14 protein-coding genes are annotated in these 19,292 nt (G+C 45.7%); 5 read left to right on the forward strand and 9 right to left on the reverse strand.

Features of this window, described 5'->3' with window-relative positions; all coding sequences use genetic code 11:
- Positions 1–88: 88 nt before the first annotated feature.
- The 6 genes from FIU99_RS22730 to nfsA form a co-directional block, all read right to left on the reverse strand.
- Entirely contained in the window at positions 89–1,036 is a 948-nt protein-coding gene (locus FIU99_RS22730) for a hypothetical protein (RefSeq protein WP_236612189.1), read from the reverse strand.
- A 246-nt stretch (positions 1,037–1,282) separates the two neighbouring features.
- Positions 1,283–2,506: a glycine betaine/L-proline ABC transporter ATP-binding protein gene (locus FIU99_RS22735; protein ID WP_006961620.1), complete on the reverse strand. Its 1,224-nt coding sequence runs from the start codon at positions 2,504–2,506 to the stop codon at positions 1,283–1,285.
- Entirely contained in the window at positions 2,499–3,398 is a 900-nt protein-coding gene (locus tag FIU99_RS22740; protein ID WP_039952184.1) for a proline/glycine betaine ABC transporter permease, read from the reverse strand. The genes FIU99_RS22735 and FIU99_RS22740 overlap by 8 nt, the downstream gene beginning before the upstream one ends.
- Positions 3,399–3,469: 71 nt before the next feature.
- The gene (locus FIU99_RS22745) at positions 3,470–4,468 is read right to left on the reverse strand and encodes an ABC transporter substrate-binding protein (protein ID WP_006961618.1); all 999 of its coding nucleotides are present in this window, start codon (positions 4,466–4,468) and stop codon (positions 3,470–3,472) included.
- A 192-nt stretch (positions 4,469–4,660) separates the two neighbouring features.
- Positions 4,661–6,412: an SgrR family transcriptional regulator gene (locus FIU99_RS22750; RefSeq protein WP_006961617.1), complete on the reverse strand. Its 1,752-nt coding sequence runs from the start codon at positions 6,410–6,412 to the stop codon at positions 4,661–4,663.
- Between the two features lie 430 nt (positions 6,413–6,842).
- Positions 6,843–7,565: an oxygen-insensitive NADPH nitroreductase gene (gene nfsA / locus FIU99_RS22755; RefSeq protein WP_006961615.1), complete on the reverse strand. Its 723-nt coding sequence runs from the start codon at positions 7,563–7,565 to the stop codon at positions 6,843–6,845.
- Between the two features lie 156 nt (positions 7,566–7,721).
- Between nfsA and FIU99_RS22760 the strand changes: the two genes are divergently transcribed.
- A complete protein-coding gene (locus FIU99_RS22760; protein ID WP_006961614.1) occupies positions 7,722–8,363 on the forward strand; it encodes a MarC family protein in 642 nt (213 codons plus the stop codon).
- A gap of 72 nt (positions 8,364–8,435) precedes the next feature.
- On the opposite strand, the gene FIU99_RS22765 is transcribed toward FIU99_RS22760, so the two are convergent.
- From FIU99_RS22765 to FIU99_RS22775, 3 genes are all read right to left on the reverse strand, one after another.
- Positions 8,436–8,750 (reverse strand): NIPSNAP family protein, encoded by a 315-nt coding sequence (locus FIU99_RS22765; RefSeq protein WP_006961613.1) that lies wholly within the window; start codon positions 8,748–8,750, stop codon positions 8,436–8,438.
- 68 nt (positions 8,751–8,818) lie between these two features.
- Positions 8,819–9,253 (reverse strand): hypothetical protein, encoded by a 435-nt coding sequence (locus FIU99_RS22770; RefSeq protein ID WP_006961612.1) that lies wholly within the window; start codon positions 9,251–9,253, stop codon positions 8,819–8,821.
- Between the two features lie 421 nt (positions 9,254–9,674).
- Positions 9,675–11,678, reverse strand: coding sequence for a hypothetical protein (locus tag FIU99_RS22775; RefSeq protein WP_251768430.1), 2,004 nt, complete (start codon positions 11,676–11,678; stop codon positions 9,675–9,677).
- A gap of 210 nt (positions 11,679–11,888) precedes the next feature.
- Between FIU99_RS22775 and FIU99_RS22780 the strand changes: the two genes are divergently transcribed.
- The 4 genes from FIU99_RS22780 to FIU99_RS22795 are packed head-to-tail and all read left to right on the forward strand — an operon-like array spanning position 11,889 to position 19,292.
- Positions 11,889–16,760 (forward strand): DUF1566 domain-containing protein, encoded by a 4,872-nt coding sequence (locus FIU99_RS22780; protein ID WP_050778639.1) that lies wholly within the window; start codon positions 11,889–11,891, stop codon positions 16,758–16,760.
- Between the two features lie 57 nt (positions 16,761–16,817).
- Entirely contained in the window at positions 16,818–17,000 is a 183-nt protein-coding gene (locus tag FIU99_RS22785) for a Flp family type IVb pilin (protein WP_006961609.1), read from the forward strand.
- A 24-nt stretch (positions 17,001–17,024) separates the two neighbouring features.
- A complete protein-coding gene (cpaB, locus tag FIU99_RS22790) occupies positions 17,025–17,864 on the forward strand; it encodes a Flp pilus assembly protein CpaB (RefSeq protein ID WP_006961608.1) in 840 nt (279 codons plus the stop codon).
- Between the two features lie 18 nt (positions 17,865–17,882).
- A complete protein-coding gene (locus tag FIU99_RS22795) occupies positions 17,883–19,292 on the forward strand; it encodes a type II and III secretion system protein family protein (protein WP_006961607.1) in 1,410 nt (469 codons plus the stop codon).

Below are 19,292 nucleotides of genomic sequence, written 5' to 3' on the forward strand. Positions count from 1 at the left end.
GATTGAAGACGAAAATGTGTTTGATTTTCTAGAGCACATTTTGGGAGAGAAAAGCCTTCGGTGGGTAAAGGCTGAGTTATCTCAGCTCTTAAGAGGTTTCAAACAGATCGCCCTGAGCGGCCTCTAAACTTCGTCGATGATGATAGGCGCTACCCTGCGGAGTTTCATGAGAGCCTACGCCATGACCATGTTCAAGAACCGTCTCCACGGAAAAGCTGGTGATCACGATTTCACCAATGTGGTCTAGCTTCGAGCGAATATTCATGACGCAGCGGATAGAAGAGCCATGTTGGAAGCTGATTTGTTTGCTCAGAACATCTTGTTTGAAGCTGATATCTTTCATCGTAAAGCTGATGTTTTGTCCTTGCCAGATGCCTTTCCATCTATAGTTGCCCTGCCTTAATACTGGCGAAACTATTTCTATGACTGCATCGTCGATGGTTTGAATTGGCAGCCGGTGAGAAGGTAAGACAAATTTTTTGAAAACGGCCCTGCTGATGTGTGACTCGGGCATCGCATCAGAGCCGGATTTGGTGAGTCCATTGATGCCAATTTTGGTGACTTTAGGGTATGCACTAAGATACTTAAACAGGTTGGAACGTCGGGTGATGACCTTATAATTTTCGTTAACAACTTCAGCAACCTTTGACACCGTTTCTGGGTTGACACGTTCAGACTTTACTTCCGCTTTTAGCTTTTCAATTCTCAGCTTACGTTCCTCAATGCTCAAACGCAGTTCTTCTTTTTGTAAACGTTCAAGCTCGGAGTCTGATTTTGGAAGAAGGGGGATAGCCAGCGAGGCAATGCCAACAATTACGGAAAGGATACCAGCGTTCGCGTTGGCGACTTTCCAGATGTCACGCAGACCGCCTTCCTGATGTGCTTCGCTTTCTATCTGAATGTTCTCATCAATTGTGGTGGCAACTTCAAAAAGTATGGCGATGATCTCAGCTTCGCACTGGTGTCGCACCAGTGCATCTATCGAGTGAGAATCGTCGTTGAAGTAATAGTGGACTTGAAATTTATTGGCTAACACCTGTTTATCCATACAGTATTTTTGACTTTCCCATACACAATACGGACTAATTTTTTGATTTCAAATGCAACTGCGTGATTATGTTCAAAGTTTGAAGCAATGGCGAAAAGTTAGCCGAGATGGATTGATAGTTTGCTGTGGTAAGGAGGAGTGTTAGAAAGGGCGGCTATTCATACAAAACCCCATACCACAATAGTACGGGGTTCTTGCTTCGTGCTTGCAGAGCCAGCTTGGCTCTCGTTGAGCCTAGGAGACTTTATCCAACTTTGGGGCTGGGGAATCTTCCTCCACTTGATCTGAGAAAATCTCTGCAACGGCACTTCGTTCCAACTCGCCTTGCAAATTACCTTCATCATCAACAACTGGTAGTGAGTAATCACAAGAGATGCTGTCCATCAGTACTTCTTCGATAGCAGCATCTGGAGAAATGGAAGGGACCTCTTCGTAAATCCCTTCGTTAAACTCTTCACTGGAAGTGTCTTTCGCTGCATCCAGTAGGCTTTCTTTGGTGACAACGCCTTGATAACCCTCATCCGTGACATGGTAAGCATAGTCCTGCCTGATGCCTTTCATTTGTTTGATCGCTTCTTGGATGTTGGTTGCTGAGATACGATACGCTGGTGGTTGCATCACTGTCTCTACAGTTAATGCTCGCGCGCGGTTCACGTCTTTGACGAAAGCTTCAACGTATTCATCGGCTGGGTGAAGTAGGATTTCGTCAGGTGTACCCTGCTGAACCAATAAGCCGTCTTTTAGAATGGCGATGCGATCACCGAGACGAAGTGCTTCATCGAGATCGTGAGTGATGAATACGATGGTCTTGTGAAGTTTCTCTTGTAACTCAATCAGCTGATCTTGCATTTCGCTGCGGATCAAAGGATCGAGTGCAGAAAAGGCTTCATCCATCAATAAGATTTCTGCATCCGTACATAGAGCCCGTGCGAGACCAACTCGTTGCTGCTGACCGCCAGACAGTTGAGCTGGATATTGATTCTCATACCCTTTCAACCCAACGGTTTCCAACCATTGTTCGGCTTTGCTTTGTCTTTGAGCTTTCTCAACCCCTTGAACTTCAAGGCCGTAGGAAACATTTTCCACTACTGTTCTGTGTGGCAACAAGCCGAAGCGCTGAAAAACCATCGACATTTTATGACGACGAAACTCTTCCAGTTCTTTCTGATTGAGCTGCATCACGTCTGTGCCTTCGACCAGAATTTGTCCTTCTGTTGGGTCGATAAGGCGGTTAAAGTGACGTATTAATGTCGATTTACCTGAGCCAGAAAGGCCCATGATAACGAAGATCTCACCTTTGTTGATCTGCAAGTTGATATCTTTGAGGCCGACCGTGTGACCAGTATCTGCAAGCACTTTGTCTTTGCTTTCACCGGCTTTGACACGTTCCATCACAGACTTAGGTTTGCGCCCGAATACTTTATACAAGCCACTAATTTCAATAAGAGGTTTAGTCATGCTTCATGTCTCCTAAGTGAGCTTGAGTACGTTTTGCGTAGGCTTGAGATGCTCGGTCAAACAAAATGGCTAAGGCTACAATGGCAAATCCGTTAAGTAGACCTAAAGTAAAGTATTGGTTGGTAATAGATTTAAGTACAGGCTGGCCCAAACCTTTCACACCGATCATCGACGCGATAACCACCATAGATAGAGACATCATGATAGTTTGGTTAATTCCAGCCATGATGGTTGGCATAGCAAGCGGAAGCTGGACTCCCCATAGTCTCTGTTTGGCGCTGGCACCAAAAGCGGTGGCCGCTTCCAGCACTTCTTTATCGACCAGACGGATACCGAGGTTGGTTAGACGAATGACTGGTGGAATAGCGTAAATTACAACTGCAATCAGGCCCGGAATCTTACCTATGCCCAGCAGCATCACTACAGGTATCAAGTAGACGAACGCAGGCATGGTCTGCATGATATCCAACATAGGAGTCACAGCGGATTGAATGCGGTCAGAACGCGCCATTGCAATACCAATCGGTATTCCGAGTGCGATGGAGAGCATGGTACAGACGGTAATGATGCTTAGGGTGCGCATGGTGTCTTCCCACATACCGAAGTATCCGATGAAGATCAAAGAGACAAAACAGCCTAAAGTCAGTTTCCATGAGCGACTGGCGAGAAAAACGAGACCAGTACAGATAGCAAGTACAATGACCCAAGGCGTCGAAAGAAGAAGCTTCTCAAACCAGATGAGAAATGAGAGTAGTGGGTCAAAGAGGGATTCAATAAATTCTCCGTATTCTCGGGAGAACTCTCGGTAAGCGCCATCGAGGCTTTTTCGGATAGCTCTTAAATCAGAGCGTTCCATTTCAGGAAAGCTGTTAAACCAGTTTTCTGCAGACATCATTTAATTCCTTTTAAAACCAAAGCCAGACAGTGCTGGCTTTGGAGTACTTCATACGCGCCTAACGTTTGTTAAAGCGCGCTTTTTACTTTGTTTGCTACGTCTTGAGAAACCCACTTGGTCCAGATTTGTGGGTAATCTTCTAAGAAGTAGTACATGGTTTCTTCACCATCCGCTTGATTGTCTTCCATCCACGCAAGCAGTTGGTTCATATCAGCGTTAGTGAAACCACGTTTGGTAAAGTATTGATAAGCATCTGGCGCTCGAGTCGCGAATGCTTCAGTTGTAATTGTGTGTACAGGTGATGGTGGGTACATAGTGGCTTTAGGCGCTTCACAGTCTGCATTCGTGGTACAGGCGATGAATTCTTTTTCATCGACGCCGCTGCCAAAATCGACTTTGACCATGTCGTATTTACCTAACACAGCAGTTGGAGCCCAGTAGTAACCAAACCATGGCTCTTCTCGCTCGTAAGCTTTTGCAATTGCACCTGAGAGGCCCGCACTTGAGCCCGGATCGACGATAACGAAACCTGAATTATCAAGTTTTAGTGCTTTAAACAGGTTACCTGCACTAATTTGACAGTTCCAACCCGCTGGGCAGCTGTAGAATGCAGATTTCTCTGGATCTTCAGGATGTTCAAACAAGTTGGCGTGCTTGATAACACCATCAATGGTCTTCATTTCAGGATATTGTTTGACCAGATAGGACGGAACCCAAAACCCTTCTTCACCACCATCAACTAGTGATCGCCCTGCATAGCGGAGTCGCTTCTCCTCTACACCTTTATCGAGTGCATCTTTCAGGCTGTTACTCCATAGCTCAGGAGCGACATCTGGTTGACCTTTCTCAATCATAGATGTGCCGGTTGGCATGGTATCACCAGGAATTAACTCGGCTTCACAATCGTAACCGTGTTCCAAAATGAAGCGGTCGATGTTGGCGATCAGACTGGCAGAGTTCCAGTTCATATCAGCGATGGTCACCTTGCCACATTCACTTGCAACAGCTTGAGAGGTAAAGGCTGCGTTAGCGGCGATTAAGGCTAACGCTGCAGTTGTGTATTTCATTTCGAAATCCTTTCTGAAGTATACAAGCACAGAGTAATAAATATTTATTTAGTGTTCAAATTATTATTTTATTAGTTTTTAGAAGTGAGATATTGGTTTTGGCTGCAAAAGGTCGATTTTTAAAGCAAAAGGGAATGTTTTTCTAAAACATTCCCTTAGAGTGCTAAACATAAGAGTACAAACGAATTTTGTTTAATCCGTCGACCAAACATTTCTTATGTCAGGCCAACCCCAATTGGTCAGCTCTACATCTTTGAGTACACCGTGGAAACGCAGTGTCTGGCGATGATGGAAAAGTGGTGTTAGCCAGTACTGATTAATCAGGGCTGAAGCGATCGGTTCCAGAGCATCAAGGTATTGATTTAAAGGAGTTTGCGTTCGAAGTGTTGTGAGTGATTGAGTGAGCCATTGTTTAGATTCTTCACCAATGCAGCTTTGCAGAACCGGGTTGTGATACAGGCTGTTGAACGCGGAAGCGTGTCGGTTATCATCCAGATTGATATTAGTGATGATCATGGACTCGTTGAGCTGTTGATTTTGGGCAAGCTCATTGAGCTCTCGATAAGAATAGGTATTAACCTCAACTTTTACGCCCAGTTTCGCCAATATCGCTTTGACAGCAAACGCGCAATTTCTCAGCACAGTGTAATCATAAACGGCAATATCGAGTTGCTTTGGTAATTCTATACTGGACGCCTCTGGGCGAATGACTGGATGCCACATCGGCAGCATGTTCTGCGCGATTTCGCAGCCAAACAGTGTCTGACTCGATTTGAGCTGTTCAAAAACACGAGATGGGCTTAAATGTGAAGACAGGTAGCGCCGCTGAGCATCATTAAGAGTGGTGGAGGCAATCTGGTTGAACAGTATGAACATACAGCCATCTTCAATACGAGATTGCTGAGTATCATTGCGTACTTTCACGTCCACCGCATGAGAGAGGTAATAATTGCACTCGCTGCTTTCCTGAGCGCCGGGTTGGTTAGTCTGAATCTGTTTGTTGGCCAATTCACTCTCATCAAGCTTCCAGATAGTGACTTGATCGGTTAATGCGCGGCAGCCATAGTAGCGCTCGAAGGCTTCCAGACAAAGGCGAGTTTGTGAATGTTCACTTACCTGAAAAGGGCCAGAACCAGTCACCGCGTAACTGTGGGCATTGTTGACTTGACTGGTTGGTTGAATCGCATACTTCACGCCAGAGATAAGGCCGCCAAAACCTTGGTCGGGTTCTGAAAGCTGGAACACGACCTTGTTCGCCATCGGAGACGTCACGCTGACTAGATGAGAGAGTTCACTCTGATAGTTGGCTAGAGTGGAGAGTTTGGCAAACAGGCTGACAATACTGTCTGCGTCTATCGCTGCGCCATTGTGAAATGTGAGGGCAGGCCTGAGATAAAACGTCCATTGATAGTGAGTCTCATCGTATTGCCAATGATGTGCGAGTTGAGGTTCTAAATTGCCTTCGGAGTCACTGCTTACCAAGCAGCAATAAATCTGGCGCAGTAAGTATCGCTCACTGGAACGCTGCAATTGATGAGGCACTAAGCGTTCAAAAGGACGTTTATAGGTCAACTGAATATGAAGTAATCCCTCTCTGAGTGATGCACCCGATGTGCTTTGTAGCAAGCGGCCAAATGCAGTTTCATCATCATCGAGAATGCTCAGTGCTTTCTCGTACTTCCCTTCCAGAATACGTTTGGCAGCCAGCTGAGATTTCAGTTCATCCAGCGGAAGGTTGAGCAGCAAACCGGAACGTTGGTTCCTGCCTACCTTAGGTGACCATTCCAACCATTCAAGTTGCTGCATCTGGTTGAGCAAATTTCTCGCATGACGAGGGCTGGTAAACAAGAGTTCAGCCACCTGCGGCAGAGACGTTTTGATTTCTTCGCCAACACCTAGTGGTTCTAGTCGGGAATAGTAACGCAGTAAGTTTAAGTCTGACATCGGTCCCTCAGATCGAAAAAACAAGCACAATGCTAATTTTTAATTTCCCTATTTTACCTATTTTGGGCGTCATTTGATTGATTAAACCCAATTGGGGAACTAATAGGGAAATATATAGAATAAATCTCTCGGTTTTTCTGTTCCTATTATAGAGGAATAATAATCAGGTCAACACAGGATACAGAGAGAGAAGCAAGATGAGTTACAGTAAGCAGAAGTGTCTGGTCTCGTACTATCACGAGAGATTGGAAAAAACCGATTCTTGGTTGGAACGTTCAGCGATTCTGGCCTTGATACAACTTTGCCACTGGTAAGTGGCTAAAGACAGCAGCACTGGCAGGCAAACATGCTCCTAAAACCCCCACGAACATGATTGGCAGTGCTGCTCTTTTTACCACGCATTCAGGCCCATGCCTGAGCCTGTGAGGTGTTACTTTTTGGCTAGGCCCTTACTGTTTAGGTAACCTTTGATGTGCGGACGGGACTCGCCAGCGAGTTTGCCTGTGACTTGCTCAGACCAAGTGCTTTGTTTCTGGTTGCTGCTACGACCTGCGTAGTAGGTCTGCATTGTTTCATCGTACTCGCGAATATCGTCTAGATTCAGAGTCTGATACTCGTTTTCATGCACAATGACGTGTGCAGGCAGGCGTGGTTTGATTTCAGGGTTTTGATCTGGATGACCCAAACACAGCCCAAACAATACCGCGCTGTTGGCTGGCAGATTCAGTAACTGGTCAACTTCCTCAGCACAGCTTCTCAAACCGCCAATGTAAACACCGCCCAACCCGAGTGATTCGGCTGCCACTAGGCAATTTTGCGCCATGATGCCGCAATCTACTGCCCCGATCAGTGTCAACTCAGTAAATTCAGGTTTTACCTGCGGGTTAATTTCAAAATGTCTTTGATAATCAATACAAAATACAAGAAACTCTGCCGCGCTCTCAACGTAAGGCTGATCGCCTGCTAGATGCGCTAACGCCTTGCGCTTTTCTTTATCCGTGACGCGGATGATCGACACAACTTGCAACATGCTGGAAGACGAAGCTGCAAGGCCAGACTGAATAATGGTGTTGAGCTGAGATGAATCGATGGCCTGATCGGTAAATTTACGGATCGAACGGTGAGACAGGATAGTGTCTATCGTCGGTGTCATGGCTGAGTCCTTTGTTCTTGGTATAAATTGCTTGTGCAACATATCGAGTATGCGTGGAAATGTCGAGTCAGAGATCACTTAGTTGTCACTTTTCTGTTTCACAGTTATGGTCTCCTTCTATACTGAAATCGAAAATTTATAGAATAAGAAGGACTTATGAAAGAATTAGTCGTGCATGCTGTTACTGTGTTTATGGGTTTTTTCGCCATCATGAACCCGATTGCCAACATTCCTATTTTTCTTGGCCTGACCAGCGATGATGATCGACAGACGGTAAAATCGATTGCTTTTCGTTCGGTTTTCTTTGCTTTTGTGATTGTTTCAGTGTTTGCCATTTCAGGGAAACTGATTTTTGATTTGTTTGGCATCACGTTGTACGCGCTGCGCATCACGGGGGGAATCCTAGTGTTCCTGATTGGTTTTCATATGCTGCAAGGCAATTCCACTCATCATAAAACCAAGGAAAAAGCCTATTCTCCAGAGCAGCAGCAAGCGGCTTTGAGTGTTGCGGTTTCTCCGCTTGCAATGCCTATTCTTGCTGGCCCAGGTACGATCGCCACAGCAATGAACTTTGCCACGACAGGTGGCTTTGACCAGACGATCATTACTATCGTCGCGTTCGGGGTATTGTGCGTCATCACTTACGTTCTTTTCTTGTTTGGCAACAAGCTGGTGAAAGCCGTTGGCCCAAGTGCGCTGAACGTGGTGACTAAAATGATGGGGTTGATTTTAGCGGTAATTGGTACTCAGATGCTGATTGAAGGGTTGGCGGAAGCTTACAAAACTGTCTTTGTTTAAGGTTGAGCACTTTTAAACTGATACATGTAGGCCATCCTGATGGATGGCCTTTTTAATGCGTTCAATTCGTGATCAGATGCCCGAAGGGGTCAATACACGTACTGTGACGGAGTCTTGGTCGATATGCTCAAATACCCGTGGGCGAATTTCGTTGATCCACCACTCGTTGTACGTTTCCGCGTAGATTTTTTCGCGTGATGCTTCATCGTCAAATTCGCGTAACCAGATAAAGTAATCTTCTCCGTCTTCACCCTTGTGAATATAGGTATTGAGTACTTTCATGCCTTTAGAGATCTGATACGGAAGAATTTCCTCGTGCATCCAGTCTAGCCATTGTTGAGTCATGCCGGGTTTGATCTTGTATTCACGAAGTTCAATGAGTTTCAAAGTGTCATCCACTGGTAGATAAAGTGATGTTTCTTGTTGTAATCCGATTTAATAACAAACGCAATATTTTACGTCAGACGAAACAAAGTTTTGACATCACGCCAGTAATCGAGCATTGGCGAGCGGCTGAGCAAGGACGATTGATGTGCTTCAAGCCATTCATTGAGAGGCTTCTTGTCTCCGGTGTAAGCGACGTAATCGAGCATAGAACCTGCATAAGCTTCGCGCTCTTTCGCTGAGCATTGCTGTGAGGCGTTTGCGAATCCAAACTGAATAACTTTTTGTTGCTCAGTGGTATCAAGAGTCTTAAACCAACCTTCATTTAATGGCTTGGCATAATCAAAGCTTTTGCGCATGGCCTTACACGCTGAAACGCGTTCATTAAGAACGGTATATTTGGCATGCATTTCTTGCTCGAGCTGTTCTGCCCAAGGATCAAGACTCGCTGCTTGTGCCGAAAGGCTGCAAAACAACAAGCCTAAGGCCATAGTTTTATAACGCATTGTAAATGCACTCCCAAAACTTTCTTTCTTCACCGGATGTTTCCAGAGAAGCCTTTAATGCTATCAATGGTTATTGCTGATTCATGATACGTTCAAACACCGTTGACATGTCCGTAATGTGATTCATTTGATCGATGTAATTCATGATACGGGGTGAGGGTTTTAAACCTTGTATTTTGCAGTATTCGCTTATGATTCCTAGTTCAACGTTGAACGCCAATACTAACGAGCTACAAATGCTTCGTAAAGCTGGAAAAGTAACTGAATTTAAAGTGGTTTTAGCTACTAGGACTTAGGTGATATTTTATTCACTGAATAACTTTGAACAAGCCTGTCGCATGTATAGAGAGCAGCGCTGAAAGGCACCAGGTCGCTTCATTTTGTACTCACAAAATAAAGGGAGGCTTGGCCTCCCTTAGGGCTAAAGCGCTTTGTATAGTTGCACTCTGTCACCACGGTTTGTGCCGTTTATGTAGACTCCGGTAATCTGGCTAGCCTGTGTCGCTGTTGAAGGGCTCCAGTTCAACGTGACATCATTAAACGCCTGCGCTGAACTTGCCGATGTTCCTGTTTGAGTCAGCACATAACCTAAGCTGGTTGAGTTCCAGTGAGAGGTCGAGGTTTTTTCCCAGCTCTCAAGCAGCTCCTTGGTTACTAATTGAGAAGCAACTTTTAGCTTAGGCCCTGAGATGTTGGCGAACTGGAAGTAATCTACTCCATTTTTGTTAATGGCTATCGCTTTGTCGTTTTGGACAAACAGATTCGTTGTCTGGCTTGCGTCAAAGCTGATTTGCTTAGCGATTTCTCGCTTAACATTGTCGAGCAAGTAGACGCTGGTGGCAGTGATGGCAACGGTGAACGCGCCGTTGGGAGATGAGTCCATCAGCTTGACCTGACCGTCGAGATTAACAGAGCCAAGTTGCTGAGTATTAGGCGCTTTATCTGTCCAAATGATTTTGTTTTCCGATGCCAGTGCCATCACTATTTGACCGCCAGAAGCGAAGCTGGCATTTAAGACGTCGGTGATATTCAAAGCTAACCGTTCGGTTAAAGTCTTGGTTTCAACTAGCTTAGGTGCAGATTGACGATTATCCGAGATAATCAGAATTTCATTATCATCTTTGGAGAAGATAATGGTTTTCTCATCAGAATCTAACGTGTAAGTAATGGACTCCATACTGAGCGTGGTGGCGTCTAAGCGGCGTAGCTGATCCCCGTTTGCATTTAATCCGTCATCCAACTTAGCAATCATCGTACCTTGCTGATAGAGAGGGTGCATCCACTCAAAGTTATCGTTGTAGCAGGAAGACGCAGATAGCGGAACGGTTGGTTGAGCAGGTGGTGGAGTCACAGGGAGCTCACTTCCTGAGGCACCTCCGTACGCATCGATTTGCAATTTCCGCGTTGCTGTTCTGACCGCAACGTTGGTATTCGGGTTGCCCGTCTTGTCCTGCAGGCTGGTCAGGAATATGCCGTTACCCCCTGTCGTATTGCAGACGAAGCTCTGGTTTCGTACGCCATTAGGTTCGTACAATTTGTATGACTGAACACTGTTGAGCGCGGGAACCACTTCCTTGAGCGTGTTGGAGGTATCCTGTTGATATCCAGGAAGTTTGTTAGCATTTCCGCCATAATGGTCATCATCGTCATGCTCATCTTCATCGTCGTCATCATACGAAGAGATACTACGAGAGCTAAATGATGAACTTGAAGCACCGACTGCAACCGATTGTTTTGTGGCCGTATCCAGCTCTCGGACATTATCGCGTGCATCAACGTAGATTATTCTGCTATTGGCAGGGTTAAGGGCGATCGATTTCATAGCGGCCAAGCCAGCATCACTTTGTGACCCATGAATTAACAGTGAACCATCAAAACTGACATGGCGTGATGTTTGAGCTGCTAGATCTATTGCGGAAAGATCAAGCGTCTTGTGTTCAATCATTGCATCAAGAGCTTGGGCTATATTCACCATTGGCGAACTGCTTGAGCCCTGGGTCTGAGCTTGTTCCAGCGATGCCATCAGAAGATTTGTCGCTTGTTGAGGGCCATGGCTGACGTCCACCGATGTGAAGTCGACACCTACGTGCTGGCCAAGCACAGACTGAAGGTAAACCTTTGATTTTTCGACACTGCCACTCGTCGATGGGTTGTATAGCATCTCACTGTGGAGCAGAGTCGTGAAGGGAGAGATGATGCTCAATTCAGCGGGAGAGGTAAGTATTGCCCCATTGGCATCGATCATTCTTGAATAGCCGCTCGTAACCGCCACTTGTTTTTCATAGTTACTACAACTGCCATCAAGGTCAGTATCTGCACAGGATGCCATACTTTGGTAGCTGTACGTGCTGGCTGTTGCCGCCGATGATGAACTTCCAGATTCTCCGCCACCACCGCATGCGGATAGAGCTATAGCACTAGACACAGCAAGGGCTACACTGCATATTGTTGTATTCTTAAGCATGTTAAACCAATAATCTTGTTAATTAATATCAGACCTAGCATTTATCTCTATTATTTAATCACCATGTGAAATAAAAGATCAAATGATATTGATAATAAATATCATTTAAATTAATATCGCCGCCGGAATTTTGATTAGACCTACAAATTTAAGGAGTATCCAGCGGTGAAAATGCTGACCAAAAAGCTCAGTGTCGGGGCTATTTCCGTTGCACTTTTCGGTTGTGGCGGAGGAAATGAATCTGACCCAAAACTGACTTCAAATGAGACGCCTGCAACAGGCAACTCTGGCTCAGTATTATCTGGTGTGGTACTCGATGGTTATCTTTACAAAGCGAATGTTTGTCTGGATAAAAACAACAATGCGGTCTGTGATAGTGGAGATGGTACAACGGTTCAGACGGACAAGTCGGGTCAGTACACATTGCCTTTTGAAGGCAACGTCGAAAATTACAAGTTGCTGGTAGAAGCCATTGCCAATGTGACGGTTGACATGGACAACCCAAATCAAGCTGTCACTCAGGGCTTCACTCTGGAAACGCCATCATCACAACCGAGCATCATCAGCCCTATGACGTCGATGGTTGCCAGCCTAGCAACAAGTTCTGGGGCAACGTTTGATGAAGCTGCAGAAAGCCTTGCTAGCGAGCTAAGTGTTTCCGCCGATGTGCTTAAGTCAGACTATGCGGCAGATACTTCTCAGGAAAGTCGAGAGATACACATGCTGGCACGAGGGATTACCCGAGTCTTGCAGTCTGCTCAGGAAAGCTCCGTCAATGACGGTGTCAGTCAGGAAGTGGCGAGAAAAGGCTCGATTCAAAGATTGGCGAATTTAGACGCCGCGCAACTAAAGCTTCGTACCGATCAGTTATCTCATGGCGCGAGCAATACGGAAGAAGCGTTAGCTCAGATCGGTTCTGATTACTATGAGCATCTTAAAATTAAGCCAGAAGACTTAGATGGCGACAAAATTCTAACCAGACCGAGAGCACCACGCGGCGGGGTCGTCAATGACGCGGCTGACACGTTTGATTGGCAATTTGTTCCGGGTTTCACAGAGGTTAACGCTTACGAATTCTCGTTAGATAGAGGTCAAAGTTGGCAACCGGCAACGTCAAAGCCCATTAATGTCGGTGCTCCAGCAAGAAGTGTTGGTGATGTTCAGGTACGTATCATGGCAAAGCCAGCGAGATCTTTGGCATCAGGCATGGCACTTCTATCGACTAAAGCGTTCACGGCGACGCTTGTACCTGCCGCTCCGACATCTTTGACACTCAATGACGCTGACAATAGCTTTGACTGGCAACACTCGGCAGATTTTCGGCTCGTCGCTCACTATGAGTACACACTGGATGGTGGCAAAAATTGGCACGATGTAGTGAGCAAACCACAAAACATCGCTGATATTGCGATTCCAGTCGGAGACTTAAAGCTCAGAGTTAAAGCTGACCAAAGTTCAGGTCGTCCTGCTGGGCTGGTGGTGAAATCAGAGACCGCGATGACGGTCACTCCTGATGCGCCCGTTGCTCCGGTTTTAATCTCTGCGAATGATGACTCAGATATCCTGGCTTGGGAAAACGTGTCTGGTTTCGGTAACGCCGCTGATTATGAAATCAATCTCGGCAGCGGATGGCAAGATGCGTCAGCGAACCCTTACCAAATTGGCAATGTAAACATTCCAGCCAACACCATTCAACTGAGAGTGAAAGCGAACCCGATTGATGGCCGCCCGGCTGGTAAAAGTCTGGTGGTGAGCAGCGCGTTTAACAAAGTGTTGAACAAGCCTGTTGCACCGACGCTTCCAGTCATCAACGATGCTGACAACCTTCTGAACTGGACGAACGTTGACGGTTACCCGAACGTGGAGCAATACGAATACTCACTTAATAGTGGAATCAGCTATCGCCCTGTAACATCAAAACCTCAGGCTATTCCTGATGAAGCATTCAAAGTGGGACAGGTCTGTGTTCGTATCAAAGCATCAGACGATGATGCTGTCGGTGAAAACTTGTGTTCAGACAAGGTATTCACTGTCACTCCAAGTACGCCAAGTGCGCCGACGAATGGGCTGGTTAATGATGCGTTGAATACGTTCAATTGGGATTGGGTCGATGGTTTTAATTCGGATAGTGATTATGAATATCGCGTCGATGGTGCAGCTTGGGCAACCGTTCAGAGCAAACCTCTTCAACTTGAAGACAAAGTTTATGCCGTTGGTAGTTTAGAGGTCCGTGTTAAGTACGATCCCGTCACAGGACGTCTTGCTAGTTCCGCTTTGTCAAACACCAAGGCTCTGACAAAGCAACCGGATGCGCCAGCAGCGCCAACAGGTGTGGTGGTGGATGACATTGCTGATACATTGGACTGGACCTTTGTCACTGGCTTTACCTCATTGTCCGACTATGAGTGGTCAATGAATCAGGGAACTGATTGGGCTCCAGTGCTAGAAAAGCCTGTAGTAGTGGGCGATGTCGCCAAAAGTATCGGTCATGTTCAAGTACGCGTTCGTGCTAATAGTGAAAACGGCATGCCAGCAGGCGCACAAGCCAGTAATGACACTGCCTTTACAGAGCTTCCAAAATTACCTGCACTGACAGGTGGAAACATCGTTGTAGGGAGTGACCAAGCCAACACAAAGTACCCCAACTTAATCTCTTGGAACTTCCTCTCGACCACCATTGCTGATAAAGCCGTCACCTTTGATAAGCCTGAGTATTATGAATTTACGGTCGACCAAGGTGCTAGCTGGAAACCTGTTACATCGGTTCCTCAGTTTATCGGTACACAGGCTTATGCGAAGAGTAACGTCGGCCTGCGTGTTAAAAAGAGCGTATTCCCAGGTTTGGAACACCCGGCGAGTGAGATTCTTTGGGCATCTAGTTTGGAAGGTAAGTTTGTTGCGATTCAGTATCTTCCGATGGTGTCAATGCTGCAAGTACCAAGCTATGCGGATTACAATGGTTGGGTAGGTAGCAATGTTAAATGTATCGCTGAATATGATACTGAAGGTAAAGGTACACCTATCTTTTGGTCAACTTCTGTTTCTATCTCGACTTCAGCTGAAGTAATGAGCGTGATATCTGAACTAAACAACTGCGGTATCAGCCAATGGACTTTGCCTACAGCTGAGGAAGTTGCATTACTGTCGAAGAGAAACAGTGATTCTTTGCCTCCAACAGTGCGAGGCAACATGATCAGTGATGCTTCTCCGTCCATTTGGGCCAACAAGTCCGGCGTACCCGTGACCTATGCAAAAGGTATAGAAAAAGAGCCTGGTATGCTTTTCAACTATGCTTATGCAAAATGGGAAACCATATCTAGCGATAGGTTGCTCGCTGACTCAATCACTCAGTTAGCTAGTGCAGAAAAGCTATTATCTGACCAAAATACGTTAACGACAGAGTCTGAGAATTTTTTATCTAACTGGTTTACTGCACTCAAGAATCAAACCAAAACGTCTCGAATATTACTTACTGACGTTTCAGATCAACTGGAGACTGTGAACAAGGCTGTCATGCCATCAAGTTCTCAATTAGTGCAATTTGAATCAGTGTTAAAAGATTTTAAACTACAGTCCAACCTCCTGCGCTACAACACTGATACGGCGAGCATTAGTTTCCTGGTCAACGTAAAAAGCCTTGAGACTAAGCTGTCTACCATTCGTGAAAACATAAATGCTTTAGTCGTAACAAAAGAGCTTCTAGAAGCCGCCAAACAAATAGCGAAAATACATACACTAGATAGTGAGCTTGTTTCTGAAAAAGATCGTTTATTGGCAGCAAGTCTAGGCAGTGAAATTCATTCTTCGTCATTGGCATTGAGCGATTTAGTCGCTCAAATGGAAAGTGAAATCCAATCACTTGCGATTTTGAAGCAACTATTAGACACGAATTTAGCGGCTCTTCCGGATCGCTTTAAGACACTTGGTTTGTTAATTACCCCTCTTACAGAGGAAGTTGCACACGCTTCTTCACTTCAGGATATTTCGGCTCTGAAAGTCGCAATTGTAGACGGATTAAATCGAGCGCATGACGCTGGGTATGTTGTCAGTCAGGGAGAAGCGACCGTATTGGGTCGGTTTGCCAAATTAGATTTACTTGGTCGTTTCTTGCCTGCAAGTGCAACATATGCTCAAGGTTGGCGTTGTGTATTGGATGTGAGTTCTGGTGATAAAAAGAGAACATGGACTCTACTACAAGATGGCCAAATTGGTGGTGTTGACCACGTCTCTTTCAATGCAGCAGGCGCTGACATAAAAACCTTGCTAGGTGCTGGTGGTTACTTAGAAGCGAGAAACAATCGTTCTTTTTGCGGATTCAGTGACTGGCAGGTGCCGAGCTTACCTCAGTTAAAAGGATTGGCGACAGCTACCACGCTAGAAGGTAAAGAGGCGACTTTAGATCTTAAAGCTTTCCCTCATCACCCCGCTAATCAAGGCCAGAAAACTTCCACATATTACTACTGGTCAGACGCTGAATACAGTGCGGACAAGCAGAAGGCTTATACCTATTCAACTGAAACGCACATAGGTGAGACGGAAAGGTTCTCACACAGTCATTATTCAGATCAAGATGTTACGTTAGCGCGTTTAGTCCGTGAAACGGTCCAACAGATTAACTGGATCTATCTCGCGCACAATGGCGATATTGTGCAAAGTAGAGAACAGGCATCGTGTGCAAAAAATGATTCTACTGGGGAAGTCTGGCAGTTGTTTGATACCAATGATGGGGGGGCTCGCCAAGTTGATTACGCACTTTACAGCGAAAGGTTAAACCTTCAAAACTCTGAAAAAGTTTGCGGCTTAAGCAACTGGCGGTTGCCATCTGTCGATGAACTATCAAGCTTGATGCCACTAGATGAAACTGTATTCGTACACAGCATAGTAAAAGGCTCTTACGGCGGCACAGTCTCCATTTATTTGAACAACCTAACAACTTCAAATTATTACGATTATCTAGATTTAAAATCAGGTGAGCAAGGACGGAAAGAAAGAAGCTCTCACGAGTTCTTTAAAAATTACCTATACCGATTTATCTCAAAATAATAATAACTTTCAGCCCTTTTATTGCGGCTGAACCTTCTCTTTTTCAGGAGTCTATTCATGTTAAATAAAAATAAGCAACGTGGCGCAGCTGCGATTGAATACGCAATTTTGGCAGCGGCAATGTCTGTTGTTCTTCTTTCGTTCGTTGGAGGCAGTGATGGCAAGTTGACCAAAGCCATTGTGGGTGCCTACGAGACAGTGATCGAATCACTGGAGCAAACTCAGGATTCTGGTAACTAAACCGACAAGGCTGAAGGAATAATCATGACGGCTAAGCGATTGATGATGTTATCTATCTTACTGTCTAGCGTAGGCATAGGATTGTTGCTGCTTGGGCAAGATAACTCAGAACATCAGACGAAAGAGCAACCTGAACAAGTGTTCCAGCGAGTGCTGGTTTCGGGTCAGGATATCGGTGTCGGCGATGTCTACACGCCCAATATGTTTCGTTGGCAATCTCTGAGTGAGGAGCAGCTTTCTGATTACGTCGATTACGTGACGGAAGATGAGATCACTTCCATTAACCTGGCGAGTGGTATTGCACATATTGCAATTAAACAAGGGCAAGTTATCGCTGCGGCTGACTTGATACCACCACAGGGTGGGGCTTCATTAGCCTTGAAAGTCAGAGCTGGGTATAGAGCGGTATCGGTGCCTGTTGATCAGGTGACTGCCAATTCTGGCTTTGTTCAACCGGGTGATAAAGTCGATATTTTACTGCTGGGTTCTAAGGTCAGCGAGTTGAAGAAGTACGATAATGTGGTTGAAGGCCTTTACGTCAGCACTATTGCAACCAATGTTCGTATTCTTGCTTTCAATAATCTCTCATCATCTGAAGGGTTCCAGGAAAAGCGTCATGACTACGGGGCAAAAATACCGGATAACAGCTCTGTATCACTTGAAGTGACGCCAGAGCAGGCAACACAAATTGTGCTTGCTAACCAGTTAGGCCGCTTGACTCTTTCATTGCGTGGTTCGGGTGAAACAGACTTTTCATTACCGCAAAGCCATACCATCACAACGACTCAGCTGAATCCGGAAAGCAAACTAATTGCTCCGGACGTAGACCTGATTCAGTTACGACCAAACAGCGACAAAAACTAACAACTTCAGGACGAAACAATGAACACATTACTGCGCTGGTGGAGCTTGTTGCTGCTTCCCGGTTGGCTTTTTGCGCTTCCAACATGGGCAAATGCCCTCGAAGTGAACATAAATGAAGCGAAAATGATTCGCCTGTCAGAAAAGGCAAAGTCGATTTTTATTTCCAATACACACATCGCGGACTATCAACCTATGACCAACACTAAAATCATGGTGTTTGGTATGCAGGCTGGCACTGCCACGATCACCGTTCTTAATGAGCAGGAACGAGTGATTTACAGCAACAAAATTCGCGTGGTCCATGATACTCAGGAATTGGATGAACTAATCAAAGCCCAGTTCCCTGACGCTTCCGTGAATTCTGAATCACTCGGTGGCAAGCTGTGGCTTAAAGGGTCTGTGCCGACTCCGGTAATGGCGCACAGTATCGTTAATGTGGCGAAAGGGTATTTGTCTCCGATCGTCGCTCCGCAAGAGAGCAATAACAATGACTCTTCAAAAAGCAGTAATTCATCGGAGAGTAACTCTGAAAACCAGCAAAACTCGAATGGTGACGAGCTGATTAACCAGTTGGTCGTGACGATGCCAACGCAAGTTAACATCCGTATTCGAATTGCAGAAGTCTCACGCAATGTATCGAATAAACTCGGCATTAAGTGGGGCTCTCTGGTCACCAATGGCAGCACCGTTGAGAATACGGTCGGTAGCTTTCTTTACAATAAACCTTGGGATGTAAGTAGTTGGGGCAAACCTAACCTAAGTGCGCTGGTTGATGCGCTGGCTTCTACTGGTGATATGTCGATTCTGGCAGAGCCAAACCTGACCGCAATGTCTGGTGAAGAAGCTAACTTCCTAGTTGGTGGCGAAGTGCCAATTCCTCTGATTCAAGGGGACACTGCGACGGTTGAGTACAAGCCATTTGGTGTCAATCTGAACTTCAAACCTGTGGTGCTTGGTCCAGATAGAATCAGCTTAAAAGTTGAGCCTGAGGTCAGCAGTGTCTCTGTTGATAATCAAGCGGTTTTAAATGGCAATGTACTGCCTTCCTTTACGTCACGTAGAGCGTCAACAACGATTGAACTGGCTAGCGGGCAGAGCTTTGCACTTGGCGGTTTACTGCAAAGTAGTGAAATTGAGCAGCTACAAAAACTGCCGGGTATGGGAGATATTCCAATTCTAGGTGGTCTTTTCCGTTCTAACGAGTATCAACGCCGTGAAACAGAACTGATCATTATCGCTACCGCTTATCTTGTCGAGCCAACACGAAGCGATAACTTGCCGATTCCTACCGATGCTCTGATTCCACAAAGCGATTTGGAGAGACTACTGGCGCTGCCTGACGAGGATTTCGTCGGAACCAGTGGCAAAGCAACTTACACCGACAACCGCAAGCCTCGTTTACTGGGCGACAACGGATTTTACTACTGA

It is taken from the genome of Vibrio sp. THAF64 (assembly GCF_009363455.1).
Classification (GTDB): Bacteria; Pseudomonadota; Gammaproteobacteria; order Enterobacterales; family Vibrionaceae; genus Vibrio; species Vibrio coralliilyticus.